Origin of the sequence: Phenylobacterium sp. (genome assembly GCF_041919955.1) — a bacterium.
Classification (GTDB): Bacteria; Pseudomonadota; Alphaproteobacteria; order Caulobacterales; family Caulobacteraceae; genus Phenylobacterium.
Genome location: NZ_JAYRSU010000005.1, coordinates 87,424 through 105,850, shown reverse-complemented (window position 1 = coordinate 105,850; position 18,427 = coordinate 87,424). Strand labels below are relative to the sequence as shown.

General features: G+C 68.9%; 20 protein-coding genes. 11 read left to right on the top strand and 9 right to left on the bottom strand.

The window, feature by feature from the left end:
• Positions 1–52: 52 nt before the first annotated feature.
• The 3 genes from ACE3T2_RS06365 to ribB are packed head-to-tail and all read left to right on the top strand — an operon-like array spanning position 53 to position 3,518.
• Positions 53–1,804, top strand: coding sequence for a class I adenylate-forming enzyme family protein (locus tag ACE3T2_RS06365; RefSeq protein WP_374655862.1), 1,752 nt, complete (start codon positions 53–55; stop codon positions 1,802–1,804).
• Complete coding sequence (locus ACE3T2_RS06360) at positions 1,801–2,376, top strand: NADPH-dependent FMN reductase (RefSeq protein ID WP_374655860.1); 576 nt, start codon at positions 1,801–1,803, stop codon at positions 2,374–2,376. Before ACE3T2_RS06365 ends, ACE3T2_RS06360 begins: the two co-directional genes overlap by 4 nt.
• Positions 2,373–3,518 (top strand): 3,4-dihydroxy-2-butanone-4-phosphate synthase, encoded by a 1,146-nt coding sequence (gene ribB, locus ACE3T2_RS06355; protein WP_374655858.1) that lies wholly within the window; start codon positions 2,373–2,375, stop codon positions 3,516–3,518. Before ACE3T2_RS06360 ends, ribB begins: the two co-directional genes overlap by 4 nt.
• A gap of 33 nt (positions 3,519–3,551) precedes the next feature.
• Here ribB and ACE3T2_RS06350 read toward each other — a convergent pair whose 3' ends face one another.
• The 4 genes from ACE3T2_RS06350 to ACE3T2_RS06335 form a co-directional block, all read right to left on the bottom strand.
• Positions 3,552–5,534 carry a methyl-accepting chemotaxis protein gene (locus ACE3T2_RS06350; RefSeq protein WP_374655856.1) on the bottom strand — a complete coding sequence of 661 codons (1,983 nt, stop codon included), beginning with the start codon at positions 5,532–5,534 and terminating at the stop codon, positions 3,552–3,554.
• A gap of 153 nt (positions 5,535–5,687) precedes the next feature.
• Positions 5,688–6,983, bottom strand: coding sequence for a lanthionine synthetase LanC family protein (locus ACE3T2_RS06345; protein WP_374655854.1), 1,296 nt, complete (start codon positions 6,981–6,983; stop codon positions 5,688–5,690).
• A 100-nt stretch (positions 6,984–7,083) separates the two neighbouring features.
• Positions 7,084–7,824 carry a TylF/MycF/NovP-related O-methyltransferase gene (locus tag ACE3T2_RS06340; protein WP_374655852.1) on the bottom strand — a complete coding sequence of 247 codons (741 nt, stop codon included), beginning with the start codon at positions 7,822–7,824 and terminating at the stop codon, positions 7,084–7,086.
• 56 nt (positions 7,825–7,880) lie between these two features.
• Positions 7,881–8,237 carry a hypothetical protein gene (locus ACE3T2_RS06335; RefSeq protein WP_374655850.1) on the bottom strand — a complete coding sequence of 119 codons (357 nt, stop codon included), beginning with the start codon at positions 8,235–8,237 and terminating at the stop codon, positions 7,881–7,883.
• 127 nt (positions 8,238–8,364) lie between these two features.
• Here ACE3T2_RS06335 and ACE3T2_RS06330 point away from each other — a divergent pair, with 127 nt between their 5' ends.
• Both ACE3T2_RS06330 and ACE3T2_RS06325 read left to right on the top strand, forming a co-directional pair.
• Positions 8,365–9,093: a DUF72 domain-containing protein gene (locus tag ACE3T2_RS06330; protein WP_374655848.1), complete on the top strand. Its 729-nt coding sequence runs from the start codon at positions 8,365–8,367 to the stop codon at positions 9,091–9,093.
• Between the two features lie 127 nt (positions 9,094–9,220).
• On the top strand, positions 9,221–9,886 hold the full coding sequence (locus tag ACE3T2_RS06325) for a DUF1013 domain-containing protein (RefSeq protein WP_374655846.1): 666 nt from the start codon (positions 9,221–9,223) through the stop codon (positions 9,884–9,886).
• Between the two features lie 145 nt (positions 9,887–10,031).
• Here the strand turns inward: ACE3T2_RS06325 and ACE3T2_RS06320 are convergent, their stop codons facing one another.
• Complete coding sequence (locus ACE3T2_RS06320; protein ID WP_374655844.1) at positions 10,032–10,205, bottom strand: DUF465 domain-containing protein; 174 nt, start codon at positions 10,203–10,205, stop codon at positions 10,032–10,034.
• Positions 10,206–10,336: 131 nt separating this feature from the next.
• Between ACE3T2_RS06320 and ACE3T2_RS06315 the strand changes: the two genes are divergently transcribed.
• Genes ACE3T2_RS06315 through ACE3T2_RS06305 form a run of 3 tightly spaced genes read left to right on the top strand, consistent with a single transcriptional unit; the run spans position 10,337 to position 11,661 of the window.
• Complete coding sequence (locus ACE3T2_RS06315; RefSeq protein ID WP_374655842.1) at positions 10,337–10,942, top strand: UbiX family flavin prenyltransferase; 606 nt, start codon at positions 10,337–10,339, stop codon at positions 10,940–10,942.
• Positions 10,939–11,385, top strand: a complete 447-nt coding sequence (locus ACE3T2_RS06310) for a TIGR02444 family protein (RefSeq protein WP_374655840.1) — start codon at positions 10,939–10,941, stop codon at positions 11,383–11,385. Before ACE3T2_RS06315 ends, ACE3T2_RS06310 begins: the two co-directional genes overlap by 4 nt.
• A 57-nt stretch (positions 11,386–11,442) precedes the next feature.
• Entirely contained in the window at positions 11,443–11,661 is a 219-nt protein-coding gene (locus ACE3T2_RS06305) for a YdcH family protein (RefSeq protein ID WP_374655838.1), read from the top strand.
• Positions 11,662–11,697: 36 nt separating this feature from the next.
• On the opposite strand, the gene ACE3T2_RS06300 is transcribed toward ACE3T2_RS06305, so the two are convergent.
• Positions 11,698–12,063, bottom strand: a complete 366-nt coding sequence (locus tag ACE3T2_RS06300) for a VOC family protein (protein ID WP_374655836.1) — start codon at positions 12,061–12,063, stop codon at positions 11,698–11,700.
• A gap of 87 nt (positions 12,064–12,150) precedes the next feature.
• A complete protein-coding gene (locus ACE3T2_RS06295; protein WP_374655834.1) occupies positions 12,151–12,879 on the bottom strand; it encodes a GGDEF domain-containing protein in 729 nt (242 codons plus the stop codon).
• Between the two features lie 141 nt (positions 12,880–13,020).
• Between ACE3T2_RS06295 and purE the strand changes: the two genes are divergently transcribed.
• On the top strand, positions 13,021–13,512 hold the full coding sequence (gene purE / locus ACE3T2_RS06290) for a 5-(carboxyamino)imidazole ribonucleotide mutase (RefSeq protein ID WP_374655832.1): 492 nt from the start codon (positions 13,021–13,023) through the stop codon (positions 13,510–13,512).
• A gap of 11 nt (positions 13,513–13,523) precedes the next feature.
• Positions 13,524–14,603, top strand: a complete 1,080-nt coding sequence (locus ACE3T2_RS06285) for a 5-(carboxyamino)imidazole ribonucleotide synthase (protein ID WP_374655830.1) — start codon at positions 13,524–13,526, stop codon at positions 14,601–14,603.
• A 71-nt stretch (positions 14,604–14,674) separates the two neighbouring features.
• Here ACE3T2_RS06285 and motA read toward each other — a convergent pair whose 3' ends face one another.
• On the bottom strand, positions 14,675–15,544 hold the full coding sequence (gene motA / locus ACE3T2_RS06280; RefSeq protein ID WP_374655828.1) for a flagellar motor stator protein MotA: 870 nt from the start codon (positions 15,542–15,544) through the stop codon (positions 14,675–14,677).
• Between the two features lie 122 nt (positions 15,545–15,666).
• Here motA and ACE3T2_RS06275 point away from each other — a divergent pair, with 122 nt between their 5' ends.
• Complete coding sequence (locus tag ACE3T2_RS06275) at positions 15,667–17,001, top strand: MFS transporter (RefSeq protein WP_374656060.1); 1,335 nt, start codon at positions 15,667–15,669, stop codon at positions 16,999–17,001.
• Here ACE3T2_RS06275 and ACE3T2_RS06270 read toward each other — a convergent pair.
• Positions 16,998–18,302 carry a lytic murein transglycosylase gene (locus tag ACE3T2_RS06270; RefSeq protein ID WP_374655826.1) on the bottom strand — a complete coding sequence of 435 codons (1,305 nt, stop codon included), beginning with the start codon at positions 18,300–18,302 and terminating at the stop codon, positions 16,998–17,000. The genes ACE3T2_RS06275 and ACE3T2_RS06270 overlap by 4 nt on opposite strands.
• Positions 18,303–18,427: the final 125 nt, after the last annotated feature.

The window sequence follows — 18,427 nt, the reverse complement described above, 5'->3', positions numbered from 1 at the left end:
GACTTTCACTCTCGCGACGATTTTTGACGCCTTTTCCAATTTTGAGATGTCCATGTCCGACACGAATGCTCCCGCCTGGCCCGTGATGTCCCTGGCCGAGGCCCATGCGCGCCTTACGGCCCCTGGCGAGCGCTTCGAGATGGAGGAGAAGGACATCCGCGGCGTGCGTACCCGCACCTGGAAGAACGCCCCACCGACCCTGCGCGACGTCTTCCTGAACGGCCGCACCTTCGGTGAGCGCGAGTTCCTGGTCTACGAGAACGACCGCGCCACCTTCGAGGGCTTCGCGCGGGCCACCATCGCGCTCGCGACCCAGCTGCAAGCCGACGGGGTGACGAAGGGCGACCGGGTGGCGGTGATCATGCGCAACCTGCCCGAATGGCCGGTGGCGTTCTGGGCCGGGGTGCTGTGCGGGGCCATCGTCACGCCGCTGAACGCCTGGTGGACCGGGCCGGAGCTGGAATATGGCCTGGCCGATTCCGGGACCAAGGTCGCCATCGTCGATGATGAGCGGCTCGATCGCATCGCAGAGTTCCTGCCGAACCTGCCCGATCTGCAGAAAGTCTATGTTACCCGCCTGGCAGGCGCGCCCACGACGCCGAAGACGCAGCGGCTGGAAGACGTGATCGGTCCCGTGAACGGCTGGCGCGACCTGCCCGACGCAGCTCTCCCCGACGTGGCGCTGGAGCCCGAGGACGACGCCACCATCCTCTACACCTCCGGCACTACGGGAAAGCCGAAAGGCGCGCTGGGCACCCATCGCAACATGACCTCGAACGTGATGGCCGGTGGCATCTCCAGCGTGCGCAACTTCGTGCGCGCCGGCCAGCCGCTGCCCGAGAGCGACCCGCACAAGCTGCCGCAGCGCGCGACCCTGCTGGTGGTGCCGATGTTCCACGCCACGGGCCTGTCGGCGACCCTGTCGCCCAGCATGAACGCCGGCGGCAAGATCGTGCTGATGCGCCGCTGGGACGCCGAGCCGGCCATGCAGCTGATCGAGCGCGAGAAGGTCAACGCCACCGGCGGGGTGCCGACCATCGCCTGGCAGCTCATCGAGCATCCCGCGCGGAGCAAGTACGATCTGTCCTCCCTGCAGGCGGTCTCCTACGGCGGCGCGCCCTCGGCGCCCGAGCTGGTGCGCAAGATCGTCGAGGTGTTTCCCGCCTCGCAGCCCGGCAACGGCTGGGGCATGACCGAGACGACGGCCACATTCACCTCGCACCTGGGCAGGGACTACGAGAACCGCCCCGACAGCGCCGGGCCGGCCGCGCCGGTGGGCGAGATGCAGATCCGCGATCCGGCTGACGGAACGAGCGTGCTGGCGGTGAATGCGGTCGGCGAGCTGTGGGTGAAGGGCCCACAGGTCGTCAAAGGCTATTGGAACAAGCCCCAGGCGACGGCCGAAACCTTCGTGGACGGCTGGCTGCGCACCGGCGACCTGGCGCGGATCGACGAGGAGGGCTTCCTCTTCATCATCGACCGGGCCAAGGACATGCTGATCCGCGGCGGCGAAAACATCTACTGCGTCGAGGTCGAGAACGTGCTGTACGACCACCCCGACGTCATGGACGCCGCCTTGGTCGGACGGCCGCACAAGACCCTCGGTGAGGAGCCGGTGGCGGTGGTGCACCTGAAGCCCGGCGGGGCGGCGACCGAAGAGGAGCTGAAGGCGCTGGTGCGCGGGCGGCTGGCGGCCTTCAAGGTTCCGGTCGCGATCCGGTTCTGGCCGGAGACCTTGCCGCGCAACGCCAACGGCAAGATCGTGAAGACGGAACTGAAGAAGTTGTTCGAGGAGCTGGCATGAGTTCGCGTAGGCCGCTGATCGTCGGCATCGGCGGCACCACCCGTCCGGGCTCCAGCAGCGAGCGCGCCCTGGTCGTGGCCCTGCGCTCGGCGCAGGAGGCCGGAGCAGAGACCCGGCTCCTGGGCGGGGAGTTCCTGGCGCGGCTGCCGATCTTCAATCCCGGCGAGCGCGAGCCGACGCCCGAGCAGGCCGAGCTGGCCGCGGCGGTCCGAGCCGCGGACGGCCTGATCGTCGCCAGCCCCGGCTATCACGGTTCGATCTCGGGCGTGATCAAGAACGCTCTGGATACGCTGGAAGCGCTGCGGGGCGACGATCGGCCCTACCTGACCGACCGCGCGGTAGGGTGCATCATCACCGCCGACGGCTGGCAGGCGGCCGGGACCACTTTGACCGCGCTGCGATCCATCATACATGCGCTGCGGGGCTGGCCGACGCCGTTCGGCGCGGCCCTGAACGCGGCGTCCGGACTGTTCGACGCCGACGGGGCCTGCATCGAGGCGAAGGACGCCTGGCAACTGGCGACCGTCGCAGAACAGGTCCTGGACTTCGCACGAATGAAGGCACGACCATGACCCGCCCCCACCTCGTCTCCGACGGCTCCAGCAGCGAAGCGCCGCATGAATCGGCGATCTCGCCGATCGAGGACATCATCGAGGACGCCCGCAACGGCCGCCCCTACATCCTCGTCGACGCCGAGGACCGCGAGAACGAAGGGGACGTCATCATCCCCGCGCAGTTCGCCACGCCCGACCAGATCAATTTCATGGCCAAGCACGCCCGCGGCCTGATCTGCCTGTCGATCACCGCCGAGCGTGCGCGGGCCCTGCGCCTGCCGCCCATGGCCATCGACAACCAGTCCGGCCACGGCACCGCCTTCACCGTCTCGATCGAGGCGCGCGAGGGCGTGACCACCGGCATCTCGGCCCACGACCGCGCCCACACCATCGCCGTGGCGGTCGACCCGACCAAGAGCGCCGACGACATCGTCTCGCCGGGCCACGTCTTCCCGCTGGTCGCCAAGGATGGCGGCGTGCTGGTGCGCGCCGGCCATACCGAGGCGGCCGTGGACATCAGCCGCATGGCCGGCCTCAATCCGGCCGGGGTGATCTGCGAGATCATGAAGGACGACGGGTCGATGGCGCGCCTGCCCGACCTGATCTCGTTCGCCCAGCTGCACGGCCTGAAGATCGGCACCATCGCCGACCTGATCGCCTATCGCCGCCGCACCGAGCGCCAGGTGGAGCGGGTGCTGGAGACGCCGTTCGACAGCGCCTATGGCGGCCGCTTCCGGATGGTCATCTACCGCAACATCCTCGACAAGACCGAGCACGTGGTCCTGACCAAGGGCAAGATCGATCCCGACAAGGCGACCCTGGTGCGCATGCACCGCGTCGACTTCGCCGCCGACATGCTCGGCCAAGCCGAAGCGCGCCGGGACTATGTGCCGAAGGCGCTCGAGGCGATCGCCGCCTATGAGGGCGCCGGCGTGGCGGTGTTCATCCGCGACTCCAACCCGGCCTGGCTGTCCGAGCGATACGGCGCCGAGCCGGGGACCGACCACGGCGCCAACGTCCTGCGCGACTACGGCGTCGGCGCCCAAATCCTGCTGGACCTGGGCGTGCGCGACATGGAGCTGCTGTCCAACTCCAAGACCGTGCTGCCGGGCTCGGGCGGCTATGGCCTGCGCATCGTCGGCCGCCGCCCGCTGGACTAAGGACTGGCGGGCGCCAAGCGCCCGCCTTCGTGCTCAGAACTCGGTCCAGTCGTCGGAGTCGGCGACCGAGACCGGGCGTCCGCCGGCTACCGCGCGCATCGGCGCGCGCGCAGGCGCGGCGCGAACCGCCGGGGACTGAACCGGCGCGGCCTTCCTGCCGAGCTGGAACACCGCCACGAGCTGGCGAAGTTGCTCGGCCTCCTGGGAGAGCGAATGGCTGGCGGCGGTGCTTTCCTCGACCATGGCGGCGTTCTGCTGGGTCACCTGATCCATCTGATTGACCGCGGTGTTGACCTCGGCGAGGCCGGTCGACTGTTCGCGGGCCGAGGCGGCGATTTCGACGATCTGCTCGTTGATCTCGCTGACCTGGGCGGCGATCTGGACCAGGGCCTCGCCCGTCTCGCTGACCAGCCTGACGCCGGTCGCCACCTGGGTGGACGAGGTCGAGATCAGGGCTTTGATCTCCTTGGCGGCGTCGGCGGAGCGCTGGGCCAGGGCGCGCACCTCCGAGGCGACGACGGCGAAACCCTTGCCGGCCTCGCCGGCGCGCGCAGCTTCGACCCCGGCGTTCAAGGCCAGCAGGTTGGTCTGGAAGGCGATCTCGTCGATGACGCCGATGATCTGGCTGATCTGCTGGGCCGATTGCTCGATCTGGGCCATGGCGGCGACGGCGTCGCGCACCACCTTGCCTGAGCGTTCGGCGCTGTCCTGGGCCCCGCCGCTCACGTCGGAGGCGTGCTTGGCGCCCTCGGCGGTCTTGCGGACGGTAGCGGTGATCTGGTCGAGGGCCGCGGCGGTTTCCTCCAAGCTGGCGGCCTGCTGCTCGGTGCGGCGCGACAGGTCGTCGGAGGCCTGACTGACCTCGCCGGCGCCGGAGCGCAGGGCCGAGACGGCCCCGTCGATGGTCAGCCTCGTCTCCTGGAGACGGGTGACGGCGGCGTTGAAGTCGGCGCGCAGCTGCTCGTACTCGGGAGCGAAGGGGGTCTCCAGCCGCGACTGCAGATCGCCGTTCGACAGGCCGGCCAGGCCTTGGGCCAGGCTCTGGACCACCCGGGCCTGCTCCTGCTCGGCGCGAGCGCGGATCGCTTCGTTGCGGGCGCGCTCGGCCTCGATCTCGGCGCGCTGGCGTTCGGCTTCCTCGGCCGACTGCATGCCCGAGACCGCGTCCTTGAACACCAGCAGCGCCTTGGCCATGTCGCCGACCTCGTCGGCGCGGTCGGTCATCGGCACCTGGGCATCGAGGCGGCCCGAGGAGAGCGCCTGCATGCACGCCTGCAATGAGCCCAACGGCCGCAGCACGCGGCGCAGCAAGGTTACGGCGGTGAACAGGATAGTGACGACCATGCCGGCGACCAGCAGGCCCAGCGCGACGGCCGCGGCGGTCGAGAGCTGGCGCGCCGAGGCCACGGCCGCCGCGGTGCGGCCTTCCATCAGGCCGAAGAATTCGTCGACCGGCTTCATCACCTCGGCCTTGCCGCTCTGGTACTCCTGCGAGAACAGCAGCTCGCGGGCGAGGACCAGGTCGGGCGCGCCAGTGACGCTATAGGCGCCGCCCGCGTCCTGGAACCGGCCCTTGACCGCGTTCATCGCGCGGGTCTCCAGCTTCACGAGGCGGTCCGAATTAGCTTTGGAGAGCTTGAGCTTGTCGAGCTCTTCGGTGGTGAAGCCCATCTCCTCCATCGCGGTGAGCAGGGCTTTCTTCTCGCCGTCCGGGCGCGGCGCCTTGCCGTCGGCGCCGATCAGGTCCCAGTAGATGCGGTGGGGCAGCTGGGGCCGGGCGCGCTCGCCGTCGCGCATCGCGACGATGGCGTTGTACTGGTCTTCGTAGACCTGCTGGCCGCTCACCGCATAACTGCGGGCCAGGCGCGTCAGGTCGTCCGAGCTCTGACGCAGCTCATCGGCGAGCAGGTAGGACTTGTACTGCGTCTCCTGGGCGTGCTGCAGCCGACTCTGCGCCCAGTTCTGGATCAGGAAGGCCGCAACGACGCCTGCCATGCAGGCGAGGTTGGCGACCATGAGCTTTTTGAAAGTGCCTTCAATCGACTGGCGGCGACCCATGTTTGTACAGCTGTCCCACAGTACTGTTACGTGACTGCCGCAGCGTTAACCCTGATACGTAAATCATTGGTTTTCAGGGAAAAATGCAATCATTTAGCGTGTTAAACACGCTTAGGTAGCCGTCGGCCAGTCCGGCATCCTGATCTTCACCGGCGCTCCCTCCAAGGCTCCTGCCAGATGCTGCAGGAAGCTGGCGATGCCAGCCGCGCCCTGCATGTAGCCGGTCTGGGCCTGGAGGAAATCGGGTCGGTCGCGGTGTTCGGCATGACGCCAGCGGCGGCGGCCATCCGCGGTTTCGGCCGCGTCGAGAATCACCTCGGCGCAGCGGCGGGCGACCTGGACATACTCGGGCCTACCGGTGCGGCCGGCGGCCAGCAGGGCGAACTCGCCGATCCCGGCGTCGCCGCAGCACTGGCCGTGATTGTTCCAGAAGCCGGCCGAGCGTGTTTCCGGCGCGCCGATCTCCTCGATACCCGACATCAGGGCATGGAGATCTTCGGTCCATCGCGCCTCGCCGGTCAGCTCGGCAAGCTCAATCAACAGCCGGCCGGTTCCGGCCGGGCCGTGGCAGGCTCCGAGATAGAAGATCGGCTTGCGCGTGTCCTCGTTATGGCAGACCAGCCGCCCCCGAGGTCCGGTCGCGTGGGCGCGGCTCATGGTGTAGCGCGCGGCCTCCTTGGCCGCGTCGAGCCACTTGGCCTCGCCGGTGATCCGATGGAGCTGAACCAGGGCGTAGCCGACGCCGGCCCCGCCGTGGGCGAAGTTCGGGGTGGTGAACTGGAACGGCATATCGGCCATCATCCGCCAGCGCAGGCCGTCCTCGGTCGGTTCGGCCACCTCCAGCAACCGTTCGCCGGCCGCCAAGGCCAGCGGCAGGGCGCCGTCGTCGAGCCCTTCCCGGTGGGCGTAGGCCAAGGTCAGGATCACGCCGGCTGCGCCGACCGACTGATCGTAGATCTCGCGCTCTTCCGAAAAGCCGGTGATGTCGGCGAACGGCGCGGTCTCGACCCAGCCGACCCCGCCGCCGAGCGGCCGCGCCAGGACGGCGATGCGCTTCAGGCAATCGACTGCGCCCTGGCGAAAGCGGTTCTCGCCCGTCGCCTTGGCCAACTCGTTCAGCACGAAGACATAGCCGGCCCAGCCGGTGGAGGAGTTGACCGAAAGCGCCGGACCGGCGGCGAGGTAGGCGAGGATCTCGTCGCCCGCCGCCGTCGCCCGCGCCATCAGCGTCGGGTCGTCGGATTGGGCGTGCAACTCCAGAAGCAGCAGGATGACCCCGCCGGCGCCATGATAGAGCGAATGGTTCGGCTTGGCCTTGGGGTGGTCGTGGCCGCGCCAGATGGCGCCGTCGCGCTGGGTTTCGATGAAGTCGAGCGCTTCGAGCGCGGCTGCGCGATACCTGTCCATTCCACCCGTTCCTTATCTTTTCGCCCAGGCTAGCGAGGTGCGCGGCCGATCTCCAGCACGCGAAGACGTGACGTTACGGCAGGGCGGCTTGAAAGGCCTGCTAGAGGCCCGCGCGGAACACCCAGTGGGGCCAGACCTGTTCGGAATGCAGACGGCGCTCCATGACCAGTTCTTCGACCGCCTCGGTGGCGCCGATGCAGGAGGGCGCGTCGGCGTCGTCGTAGACCACGTAGCCGCCGGCCGCCATGTGGGGCCAAACCGCGTCCTGGGCGTATTTCACGCCGGAATAGATGTCGCAGTCGATGTGGGCGAGGGCGAAGCGCGGCGCGTTTCGGGCGATGGCGGGAAAGGTGTCCTGGAACAGGCCCTTCACGATCTGCAGGTTCTTCAGCTTCAGCTTGTCACGGCGGCGCGACAACGCCTCGTACGACGCCTCGGAGAAGTCGCCGGCCCCGTGCAGGTCGCGCGCCGCATCGGTTGCGGGCATGCCGGCATAGGTGTCGCAGGCATAGACCGTCGCCTTGGGGTGCAGGGCCTTCATCACTGAAGCCATGAACAGCGCATTGCCGCCGCGATACGAGCCGAACTCGATCACGTCGCGCCCGTCGAGCGGTTCGAAGAACCGGGCCATGAGCAGAAACAGGTTCATCCGTTTGGCCTCGACCATCAGCGACCAGCCGCCGCTGGCCTCGGAGCCGGCGCGATATAGCGGATGGTCGGCGACGTCCTGGGCGAGACTTGTGTGCATCAGGCCCCAGCCGCGCTGGTAGCCGTCGCGGGGCGAGCGTCCTCGGGCGACGCCCGGCGGCGTGCCGATCTCAGGTAGAACGATCTGTTTCATGCGCTCATTGGTGCGTGAGCCGCGGCGCTTGGCAATCGCCGTTATGTGACGGCTCGTCAGGCGGTCGCCGTGTCCTGGGACCAGGCGCTGGTGCAACGCTTGGCGCGCGAGGCGCGGCGCAGGTCGGCCAGTCGCGCCTCCAGGTTCTCTCCGGCCGCCGGCGGGGCCGCCCCGAGCGAAGCGGGGAAAAGGAAAGCCTGGGCTGTCTGGTTCCGCTCAGGCGAGCGATCGCGCTTGGAGGCGGAGACGACGGCGCGTTCGGTGAGGGCGAGTTCGGCCGCGATCTGGCGACAGGACCAGTGGCTGTAGTCGGCCCTGGACGCCGTCAGTCCGGCGGTGGTCGTGGCCGGCGGGGTCGTCGCGCATGCGGACAGAAACCCGGCGGCGGCGATCGTGGCGATCGCGCCCTTCATTCCTGGCGCCCTCCCTAGGGGTCGTTGTTACACAGACTTTGGCACGTCCTTCGCAAATGTCTCCAGGGAACATCCGCAAGGCGACCGACTTACCGAACTTGTTACCTTTCTGGACGGGGAGCTGCCCGTGACGGCGCTGCGTATCGGTTGTTCCGGCTGGGCTTACCGTGACTGGATCGGGCCGTTCTATCCGCAGGCGACGCGGTCGAAGGACCTGCTGGCCTTCTACGCCTCGCAGTTCGACACCACCGAGATCAACGCCAGCTTCTACCGCCTGCCCAGCGCCAAGGCCGTTGAGGCGTGGTCGGCCCACACGCCGCAGGACTTCTGCTTCGCCTGGAAGGTCAGCCGCTACATCACCCACAGCAAACGGCTGGTCGACTGCGAGGACTCGGTCGATCTGGTCGTGCGGCGGATGGCGGGGCTGGGCGCCAAACGCGGGCCGGCCCTCGTGCAACTCCCGCCCAGCCTGCGCCGCGACGATGCGCGGCTGGCCCGCTTCCTCACCACGACGCCCAAGGGGCGATGGGTGATCGAGTTCCGCCATCCCAGCTGGTACGAAAAGCCGGTGCTGGATCTGCTGGCCGACCACGACGCGGCGCTCTGCATATCCGACCATCACCACGCCCCGGCGCCGTGGGAGGCGCCGGCTTCCTTCGTCTATGTGCGCGGCCACGGCCCGGGCGGCCGATATCGCGGACGGTACCCGGCCGCCGAACTGGGCGATTGGGCGGCGCAGATCGCCGCTTGGCGGCGCGCGCGCAAGGACGTCTACGCCTACTTCGACAACGACATCAAAAGTGCGGCGCCCGCCGACGCGGCCCTGCTGCGCGCGCGCCTGGTCGGGGCCGGCTAGGTCGCGTCGCCGTGCCGAACAGCCGCTGATTGTCGTTTTCTTGGGCGCAGAACGGGCTTATATGAGGGTCTGCTTGATTGCACCGCCCGGCCGAAAGGCCGGGCGCCGTCATTTTGGAAAGACCGTCATGACCGAGATTCTGATGCCGAAGGCGACCGCCGTCTGGCTGGTCGACAACACCTCGCTCACCTTCGATCAGATCGCCGACTTCTGCGGCCTGCACCCGCTCGAGGTCAAGGGCATCGCCGACGGCGAAGTGGCGCGCGACATCCGCGGCGCCGACCCGATCGCCAACGGCCAGCTCTCGCGCGAAGAGCTCGACAAGGCCCAGGCCGACGACCGCTATCGCATGAAGGCCCAGAAGAGCCGTCACGCCGAGCTGCTGAAGCCGGTGAAGAAGGCGCCGCGCTACACCCCGGTGTCGCGCCGCCAGGACCGCCCGGACGCCATCGCCTGGTTCATCCGCAACCACCCGGAAGTGGCCGACAGCCAGATCGCCCGCCTGCTGGGCACCACCAAGGCCACCATCGAGCAGGTCCGCAACCGCAGCCACTGGAACTCGGCCAACATCAAGCCGGTCGATCCTGTGACGCTCGGCCTGGCGACCCAGCTGGAGCTGGATGCGGTGGTGAAGAAGGCGGCCGAGAAGAAGGCCAAGGACGACGCCAAGCGCGGCATCGTCGACGGGCCGACCCTGGAGCCCGCCTCCGAGACCGGGGTCTTCACGCCGCACGACGACCACGACGAGGCTGAAGAGCCGCACTTCGAGGACGAGGACGGCGACGAGGACTAAAGGAAAGGGGCGGGCGACCGCCCCTTTTTCGTAAGCCTGCTCACGCGCAGCCGACCCTGCCGATCGCCTCCGGGGACCCGTGGAGACGGTCGATCAGGGTCGCCTGGCGTCCGGCCCCGCCCTGACGGACGAAGAGGAGCCGCCCCTAGTGCGCTTGCGCGCCCAGGGCCTCGATCTCCTCCTTGAGCTTAAGCTTCTTGCGCTTCAGCTCCTTCAACTTCATGGCGTCCGACGCTGGTCTGCTCGCTTCCTCCTGGATCATCCGCTCCAGACTCTGGTGACGGGATCCAAGTTCACGGATACGGGCTTCGACGGCCATGACGTGTCATCTCCTTGTCGAACTACGATGACCAAGAGTGAACACCCGCTGTTTCGCCCTGTCAGATCACATATGCTTGCAATCGCCGGGGCGGGCCTGCGCCTTGAAACCGGCGGTGGAGACACAATGGCATGAGCAAACCTGAGCGGGCGCGGCTGGTCATAGGCGTCTCCGGCGCCAGCGGCGTGGTCTATGGCCTGCGCGCGCTCGAGGCTTGCCGTGAGCTGGGCGTCGAGAGCCACCTGATCTTCTCCAAGGCCGCCGCCCTGACCCTGTCGCAGGAGACGCAGCTCAGCCTGGCCGACGTCCAGGCGCGGGCCGACGTGTCGCATCGGGTCGGCGACGTCGGCGCCTCGGTGGCCTCGGGGTCCTTCCCAACGCTCGGCATGATCATCGCCCCCTGTTCGGTGCGGACCATGAGCGAGATCGCCACGGGCGTGACCTCGTCCCTGCTGACTCGCGCCGCCGACGTGACCCTGAAGGAGCGCCGGCCGCTGGTGCTGATGGTGCGAGAGACGCCGCTGCACGTCGGTCACCTGCGCACCATGGTGCGACTGGCCGAGATGGGGGCGGTGATCGCCCCGCCGATGCCGGCCTTCTACGCCCGGCCCGCGTCACTGGAGGAGATGGTCGATCAGTCTGTCGGCCGGGCTCTGGATCTGTTCGGCCTCTCCTGGCGACCGGTGAAACGCTGGGGCCGGGATATCGGCCCGCTGGCCGGCGAGGGGGGCGCATGAGCCTTTGGGACTGGGCTCTTGAGGCCTATTCGCGGATCGGCGTGGCCGACGCCTGCCTGGCGCTGCAGGACGAGCATGGCCAGAACACTTCATACCTGTTGTGGGCGGTGTGGGCCGAAGGGCCGGACGCGGCGGCCCTGGCGGAGGGCCGGGACCTGGCCATGCGCTGGGACGAGACCGCGCTGAAGCCGCTGCGCGAGGTGCGGCGCGCGCTGAAGCCTGCGCTGGCGGGCGTGGGCGACCGGGCGCGCGAAGGACTGCGCGAGGACGTCAAGGCCGCCGAACTGCGGGCCGAGCGGGTGCTGATGGACTCGCTGGAGGCGATCTGCGGGAACCAGAGCGGCGGCCAGCCGGCGCTCGCGGCCTTGCAAGCAGCTTCCAGCGCCTGGGCAAGCCGGCCGGGCGACGAGGCCCTGGCTCGCCTGGCGGGCGCGCTGAGCTAGGCCGCAAGCCTTGACCGTGGCATATAGAGCCCCCCGTTTGTGGGGCGGGTTAGGCGTATGAACGACGACGACAGAAACGACCCCGAGGCCCGGCTTGCCGCGCGCCTCCATTCCCTGATTCAGGAACACGCCGACCTGGGCGTGGCGGTGGACGCCATCGGCCAGGCGCCGGTGCCGGACATGATGGTCATCGCGCGGCTGAAGCGGAAGAAGCTCGTCCTCAAGGACGAAATCGAGCGCCTGAAGGATCAGCAGACGCCCGACATCATCGCGTGAGAATTTTCTCGGCTCGCGGGCGCGAGCCGACGCTTCCTACCCCATCTTGAACGCGCAGAACTTGTTGCCATCCAGGTCGCGGAAATAGGCGCCATAGAAGGTGGGCATCCGCTTGCCCGGCTCGCCTTCGCAGGTTCCGCCGGCCGCCAGGGCCGCAGCGTGGACCTGGTCGACCACCTCGGGGGACGGGCAGGCGAGCGCCACCATGGCGCCGTTGCCGGGCGTCGCGGCCTGTTTGTCATAGGGCTCGCATACCGCCAGGGCCCCGCCGCCCGGCGTGCCGTAGAACTGCATGCGGTCCATGCCGAAACTGCGCTTGGCGCCCAGCGGCGCCAGCACGGCGTCGAAGAAGGTCTTCGCCTTTTCCAGGTCGTTTGCGCCGACGGTGGTGTAGCCGATCATGGTGGTCCCCTTTTGCTTGCTTTCGCAGCCGGCACCCTAGAAGGGTGACGCGCGCGTCAGGAAAGAGGGAAGCGACCGGCCCGGTCCTCAGCGCGGTGGAATGATCCGCGCCTCGCGCTTGCGCGCGAACATGGCCGCGTCCGCCGCGGCGATCAGCGCTTCCGGCTCGGCGTCGGGCGTGATTTCGCACACGCCATAGGAGATGTGCAGCGGCGCAGTCCATTCGCCGAACCGGATCGGCGTCGTCTCGATGGCGGCGGCCAGGGACTTGGCCTTGGCCTCGGCCGTGGCTGCGTCGGCCTGGACAAGAATGACCGCGAACTCGTCGCCGCCCATGCGCCCGACGATGTCGCTTTCCCGCACCTGCGCCGTCAGGCGTTCGGCGACGGCGCAGAGGCAGGCGTCGCCGGCGGCGTGGCCGTAACGGTCGTTGACCGCCTTGAAACCGTCGAGGTCGAAATAGACCAGGCTGGCGGGCGAGCCGTAGCGCTGGGCGAAGGTGCGGATGCGCGAGAGCTCGCGCATCAGGGCGCGGCGGTTGAGCAGCGGCGTCAGGGCGTCGCGGTCGGCCAGACCCTCGACCTCGGTGAGCTTGGCCTTCAGGCGGCCGACCTCGCCGCGCAGGTCGTCGATTTCGGTGAGCAGGGTCTTCAGTGCGCCCTGGACGGCCGGGGTCAGGTCGCCTTCGCCGAGGCCGAGAAAGGCGGTGCTGTCGACGACCGGCGCCTGGGCGGCGGCGGCCTGGGCGCCCGCATGCACCAGCGCCCGCTTGCGGATCGCCGAGAACGGTTCGGTGCGCGCGCCCGTGATCTTCATAACGCCTTCCAGAGGCTGGAGAATCAGCCGGAACCTTGACCTTGGCGGAATCCTGAACGTCCTTGGTTGCGGGCGCAAGGCCGGCGCCTATACTCCCCCGCTTTCCGGCGGAGCATGTTCGGCCGAGGGGGCATATCGGGAATGAGCGCAGGCAAGGCGCAGGTCGCCATCATCATGGGCAGCCGTTCGGACTGGCCGACGATGAAGGCCGCGGCCGACGTGCTGGCGAGCCTCGGCGTCGCCTATGAGGCCAAGGTGGTGTCGGCCCATCGCACCCCCGACCGCATGTACGCCTTCGCCAAGGGCGCCAAGGCAGCGGGCTTCAAGGTGATCATCGCCGGCGCCGGCGGCGCGGCGCACCTGCCGGGCATGACGGCCTCGCTGACCGAACTTCCCGTGCTGGGCGTGCCGGTCGAGTCCAAGGCGCTGAAGGGCATGGATTCCCTGCTGTCGATCGTGCAGATGCCCGGCGGCATTCCGGTCGCCACCCTCGCCATCGGCGAACCTGGCGCGAAGAACGCCGGCCTTCTTGCCGCCCAGATCCTGGCGCTCTCGGATGAAGGGCTGGCCCAGCGCCTCGCCGACCTGCGCGCCTCCGTCACCGCCAGCGTGGCCGAAACCGTCGAAGACTAGAGTTGTATCCCATGACCGTCTTTCCCCTGCCCCCCGGCTCGACGATCGGGATTCTCGGCGGGGGGCAGCTTGGCCGCATGCTGGCCCTGGCCGCGGGGCGCCTCGGTTTCGACGTCGCCGTACTGGATCCCCAGGCGAACGGCCCCGCCAGCCGCGTCAGCGCTTTCGAGGTGGTCGGGGCCTATGACGATCCCGCCGCGCTGGCCGAGCTGGCCAGGCTGGCCGATGTGGTCACCTTCGAGTTCGAGAACGTGCCGGCTGCGGCGGTCGAGCACCTGACGGCCTTGGGCGTGCCGGTCGCGCCGGGCGCGCGGGCGCTGGCCGTGGCCCAGGATCGGGTCGAGGAAAAGACCTTCCTGAACGGCGCGGGCGCGCCGACCGTCGCCTTCGCCGCGGCCGACGACGCCGAAGCCGCGCGGGAGGCCGTGACGGCTCTTGGCGCGCCGGCCCTGATGAAGACCCGGCGCGAGGGTTACGACGGCAAGGGCCAGAAGTGGGTCGAGCACGCCTCCGAGGCGGCCGACGCCTTCAAGGCGGTCGGCGGCAGGCCGGTGATCCTGGAGGCCCCCGCCGACTTCGTGCGCGAACTGTCGGTCATCGCCGCGCGAGGACGTGACGGCGAGATCGCCGTCTATCCGATGGCCGAGAACCATCACGAGAAGGGGGTGCTGCGCCGTTCGTTCGCGCCGGCCGAGGTCGGCAAGGACACCGCCGCCCAGGCCGAGCGCATCGCCGCCCAGATCCTGTCCTCGCTCGACTATGTCGGGGTGATCGGCATCGAGCTGTTCGAGCTGAAGGGCGGCAGGCTGCTGGTCAACGAGATCGCTCCGCGGGTGCACAATACCGGCCACTGGACCATGGACGGCTGCGAGGTCGACCAGTTCGAGCAGCATATCCGCGCCGTGGCCGGCTGGCCGCTGGGCCCCACCCACGCCCATTCGCGGGTCGAGATGCTGAACCTGCTGGGCAAGGAAGCCGACGCCTGGGCCAAGCTGGCCGGCGAGCCGGAGACCCGCGTGCACCTCTACGGCAAGCGCGACGCCAAGCCGGGCCGCAAGATGGGCCACGTGAACCGCCTGCGGCCGCTGTAGAGACCTATTGATCCTCTCCTCTGGGCGTTCGGCTGACAGTTCCCTCAGAGGGGGAGCATCCTAGAAGCCGATCAGCCCTCGGCCGGGATCGCCGACAGGGCTTCTTCCAGTTCCAGGAAGCTCGGCTGGGCGCCGGAGGGGACGCTGCCGCGGCCGATCTCGACCGAGATCTGGGCGGCGTTGCCGTGCAGGTGCGCAACCAGCACCGACTGGATGATCTTGTAGAAGGCGCCTTCCTCTTCGATGATCTCCTTCAGGCGCGTGGCGATCGGGCCGACAAGGCCGTAGGCCAGGAACACCCCGAGGAAGGTGCCGACGAGGGCGCCGCCGATCATGCCGCCCAGCACTTCCGGCGGCTCGGTGATCGAACCCATGGTCTTGATGACGCCGAGCACGGCGGCGACGATGCCCAGGGCGGGCAGGGCGTCGGCCAGGTTCTGCAGCGCGGTCGGCGCGCCGAGCGCCTCGTGGTGGTGCTTCTCGAGCTGCTTTTCCATCGCGTCCTCGACCTGGTGGGGATCCTCCAGGTTCATGGTCATCATCCGCAGGGTGTCGCAGATGAAGTCGATGGCGAAGTGGTCCTTCATGATCTTGGGGAACCGCGAGAAGATCGTGCTCTCCTTCGGGTTCTCGATGTGGCTTTCCAGGGCGATGACGCCCTTGGACTTCATGGTCTTGGTCAGCAGGAACAGCAGCGAGAGCAGGTCGCGGTAGTCGCCCGCCTTCCACTTCGGACCGGCGAACACCTTGCCGAAGCCGCCCAGCGAACTCTTGATCACCGGAACCGAGTTAGAGATCAGGAAGGCGGCGACGCCGGCCCCGCCGATGGCCATCATTTCATGCGGCAGGGCGTGCATGATGACGCCCATATTGCCGCCGGAGATGATGTAGCTGCCGAACACCAGGCCGAACAGCAACACGATGCCGATGATCTGAAACATAGGAAGAAGGCGGTCCCCGCGGATTTGGCAGGCAGCATGGCGGTTAATGCTTAATGGCCCGTGTGCGTCTGAGCCGCGGTATGGGTTTGCGCATCGGCTCGGCGCGGCTTAACAGCGTTCACATGCCCAAGTTCGTCTCCGCGCCCGAGGGCCTGCCCAAGGGGACTTTCGCGATCATCTTCGGCGTGTCCCTGGTCACGGCCATGGGCAACACCGGGATGATTTCCGTACTTCCGGCCATCGGCCGGTCGATCGGCATTCCCGACCCGATGGTGGCGGCGATCTTCTCGCTTTCGGCGCTGCTGTGGGCCTTCTCCTCACCGTTTTGGGCCAGGGCTTCGGATCGCTACGGGCGCAAGCCTTTGATGTTGATCGGGCTTTCCGGCTTCATGGCCTCGATGGTGGCCTGCGGCCTGGTGGTCAGCGCCGGCCTGCTGCACCTGGCTGCGCCGATGATCATCTTCGGCTTCTTCCTGGTGGCGCGGGCGCTGTTCGGCCTGTTCGGCGCGGCCTCGAATCCGGCGACCCAGGCCTATATCGCCGAGCACACCCCGCCCGAGCAGCGCACCCAGTCGATGTCGGCCCTGGCCGGCGCCTTTGGCCTGGGGACGGTGATCGGACCCTTCGTCGCACCTCTGTTCGTGCTGCATGGGCTGAAGGTCGACCTGGCCGGCCCGATGTTCGGCTTCGCCCTCTTGGCGGCGGCCATGCTGTTCGTCGTCTGGAAGTACCTGCCCGAGAGCAGCAAGATGCCCCATGCGCCCGTGACGGCGGAGATCGCGCGCGGCGCCTCGGGCGCCGAAGCGGTGACCAAGGAGCGCCCGATGTGGCGCGACCCGCGCGTTCAGCCGTTCCTGATCTACGGCTTCATCGTCGCGGTTTGCCAGACGGCCCAGGCCCAGACCCTGGGCTTTCTGATCATCGACAAGCTGAAGCTCAGCCCGACGGCGGCGCAAGGCTTCATCGCCATCGCCATGATGTTCGGCGCCGTCGCCGGCCTGTTGGCCCAGTGGGGCATCATCCGGATGTTCGAGATGACGCCCCGCCAGCTGCTGCGCTGGGGCGTCGGCGTCGCGGCCATCGGCAACGTCATCGTCGCCCTGCAGCCGAGCTATGCGGCCGTGGTCGCCGGCTACGCCATTTCCAGCCTGGGCTTCGGCCTGGCGCGGCCAGGCTTCACCGCCGGCTCGTCGCTGGCGGTAGGCATGCACGAACAGGCCCGCGTCGCCGGCGCCATCGCCGCGGTCAACGGCGTGAACGTGGTGCTGGCCCCGGCCTTCGTCTGGCTGTACGAGCGCGTCGCGCCTGCGCCGTTCGTCCTCTGCGGCGGCCTGATGGTGGTGATGCTGGTCTACGCCTTCCGCAACCAGCAACTCCGCAACGCGCATCCCCAGCCGGCCACCCGCGCCGATGCGGCCATGGCCACCCTCGAGAAGAGCGACGAGGGCGGCGTCTAGTTCGGGGCCGCCGCCGGCAGCGCCCCGGCCTCGACGTTCAGCCGCCGCACCATGTCCATGGACAGATAACCGTCTGCGATCAGGCCCCGGGCCTTCTGCCAGGCGCGCAGGGCCGTGCGGGTGTTGACCCCGATGACCCCGTCCGGCGCGCCGGGATTGAAGCCCAGTCGCGCCAGGGCGGTCTGGGCGCCGATGCGGTCGGCGATGGCCAGCGGCGTCTCCACCGGCCAGGCTCGCACCAGCGGCGCGCCGCCGGCGAAGCGGTCGGCCAGCAGGCCGATGCCCAGGGCGTAGGCCGTGGAGTTGTTGTACTTGCGGATCGCGAAGTGGTTCGGGAACAGCAGGAACATCGGGCCCGCCGCGCCCGCCGGCGCCGACAGCATGGCCGCGGCGCCGGTTTCGGCCGGGCTCCAGGGCCGGCCGTCGGCGGCGCGCACGCCGCGCGCTTCCCACCAGGCCGGCGCCTCGCGCGGGCCCTCGGTGAGGCTGTAGTCGAAGTCGGCCGGGACCGCGATCTCGCGCGCCCAGGCCTGGCCCCGCGCCCAACCGCCCTTGGCCAACAGATTTGCGGCCGAGGCCAGCGCGTCGTTGGGCGAGCTCCAGATGTCGCGGCGGCCGTCGCCGTCGCCATCGACGGCGATGGTCAGGTAGTTCGACGGCAGGAACTGGGTCTGGCCCATGGCGCCGGCCCACGAGCCCTTGAGTTGCGCGCGGGTCGCCTCGCCCGAGGCGATGACCTTGAGCGCGGCGATCAACTCGCCCTCGGCCCAGGCGCGGCGGCGGCCCTGATAGGCGAGGCTGGCCATTGAGCGCAGGACGTCGAAGTCGCCCTGGATCGCCCCGAACGCGCTCTCCATGGCCCAGACCGCGATGAGGATGTCGCGCGGCACGCCGAACTGCTGCTCGACGGCCGGCCAGAACGGCAGCTCGGCGCGATAGCGCTGGCCCCGGGCGATGCGGTCGTCGCTGATCACGCCCTTGATGTAGTCCCCGACTGGCTTGGAGAACTCCGGCTGGGCCGAATCGAGGCGCATGACCTTCGGATTCGGCGTCAGGCCCGCCAGCTCGCGGTCGACCAGGGCCGGCGCGAGCCCGGCCGCTACCGCCTTGTCACGGAACGCCGCGCGCCAGCTGTCGAAGTCGGCGTCGCCGGAGGAGGCGGGATCGGCCGGCGGCTGGAGCGGAGCATTTCCCGGTTGCGGCGGCGCCGGATGCGGGCCGGCGCTGGAGGGCGCTGGCGGGGATGGGGCCGGGCCGGCGCAGCCGGCGAGCAGCAAGACAAGAAAGAGACGACGGTCCATGACGGCGAGCCTAGCGGCGCCCGCACGGCCCCTCAATCACAAGGGCGCGAGGCGATTGGCGGCCATCGGTCGTTGACTCTTGGGGGTCCGGCCCGTATACGCGCCGGCTCTTACAGACAACACCC

Coding starts and splice junctions, on each gene's coding strand:
- ACE3T2_RS06275 (WP_374656060.1), top strand. CDS start 15,667: ATGCCCAAGTTCGTCTCCGCGCCCGAGGGCCTGCCCAAGGGGACTTTC.
- ACE3T2_RS06340 (WP_374655852.1), bottom strand. CDS start 7,824: ATGAAACAGATCGTTCTACCTGAGATCGGCACGCCGCCGGGCGTCGCC.
- ACE3T2_RS06270 (WP_374655826.1), bottom strand. CDS start 18,302: ATGGACCGTCGTCTCTTTCTTGTCTTGCTGCTCGCCGGCTGCGCCGGC.
- ribB (WP_374655858.1), top strand. CDS start 2,373: ATGACCCGCCCCCACCTCGTCTCCGACGGCTCCAGCAGCGAAGCGCCG.
- purE (WP_374655832.1), top strand. CDS start 13,021: ATGAGCGCAGGCAAGGCGCAGGTCGCCATCATCATGGGCAGCCGTTCG.
- motA (WP_374655828.1), bottom strand. CDS start 15,544: ATGTTTCAGATCATCGGCATCGTGTTGCTGTTCGGCCTGGTGTTCGGC.
- ACE3T2_RS06285 (WP_374655830.1), top strand. CDS start 13,524: ATGACCGTCTTTCCCCTGCCCCCCGGCTCGACGATCGGGATTCTCGGC.
- ACE3T2_RS06305 (WP_374655838.1), top strand. CDS start 11,443: ATGAACGACGACGACAGAAACGACCCCGAGGCCCGGCTTGCCGCGCGC.
- ACE3T2_RS06360 (WP_374655860.1), top strand. CDS start 1,801: ATGAGTTCGCGTAGGCCGCTGATCGTCGGCATCGGCGGCACCACCCGT.
- ACE3T2_RS06315 (WP_374655842.1), top strand. CDS start 10,337: ATGAGCAAACCTGAGCGGGCGCGGCTGGTCATAGGCGTCTCCGGCGCC.
- ACE3T2_RS06335 (WP_374655850.1), bottom strand. CDS start 8,237: ATGAAGGGCGCGATCGCCACGATCGCCGCCGCCGGGTTTCTGTCCGCA.
- ACE3T2_RS06365 (WP_374655862.1), top strand. CDS start 53: ATGTCCGACACGAATGCTCCCGCCTGGCCCGTGATGTCCCTGGCCGAG.
- ACE3T2_RS06325 (WP_374655846.1), top strand. CDS start 9,221: ATGACCGAGATTCTGATGCCGAAGGCGACCGCCGTCTGGCTGGTCGAC.
- ACE3T2_RS06295 (WP_374655834.1), bottom strand. CDS start 12,879: ATGAAGATCACGGGCGCGCGCACCGAACCGTTCTCGGCGATCCGCAAG.
- ACE3T2_RS06345 (WP_374655854.1), bottom strand. CDS start 6,983: ATGGACAGGTATCGCGCAGCCGCGCTCGAAGCGCTCGACTTCATCGAA.
- ACE3T2_RS06320 (WP_374655844.1), bottom strand. CDS start 10,205: ATGGCCGTCGAAGCCCGTATCCGTGAACTTGGATCCCGTCACCAGAGT.
- ACE3T2_RS06350 (WP_374655856.1), bottom strand. CDS start 5,534: ATGGTCGCCAACCTCGCCTGCATGGCAGGCGTCGTTGCGGCCTTCCTG.
- ACE3T2_RS06310 (WP_374655840.1), top strand. CDS start 10,939: ATGAGCCTTTGGGACTGGGCTCTTGAGGCCTATTCGCGGATCGGCGTG.
- ACE3T2_RS06300 (WP_374655836.1), bottom strand. CDS start 12,063: ATGATCGGCTACACCACCGTCGGCGCAAACGACCTGGAAAAGGCGAAG.